Genomic DNA, 283 nt, shown 5'->3' with positions numbered 1-283 from the left:
CAATCCAGGCAAGCATTCATAGCCCCGGGACACGGGACGGACGGAATTTCCATGTCCATATTCTTGCCACGACCCGCCGTATGACCCCCGACGGCTTCGGAGACAAAACTCGTGAGCTGGATGGCGGCTCATCGGGGCGGTCGGAGGTGGAGTGGGTGCGAGCGACTGTGGCTGAGCTCACCAATGCGCACCTGGCATTGGCAGGGATAGATGCGCGGGTGGACCATAGACGCTTGGAGGTCCAGGCCGAGAACGCGATGCTCAGGGGAGATTGGGCCGAGGC

Annotated in this window: 1 protein-coding gene; it reads left to right on the top strand. The window is 62.5% G+C overall.

Going from position 1 to position 283, the window contains the following annotated elements; translation table 11 throughout:
- Positions 1-283, top strand: a 283-nt coding sequence (locus tag KVS69_RS19375) for a MobA/MobL family protein (protein ID WP_217539573.1), incomplete at both ends; no start/stop codon positions are given.

This window comes from Stenotrophomonas sp. GbtcB23 (assembly GCF_019091045.1).
GTDB classification, from domain to species: Bacteria; Pseudomonadota; Gammaproteobacteria; order Xanthomonadales; family Xanthomonadaceae; genus Stenotrophomonas; species Stenotrophomonas rhizophila_A.
The sequence above is the reverse complement of the archived record's forward strand: the minus strand, read 5'-3'. Positions and strand labels throughout refer to the sequence as shown.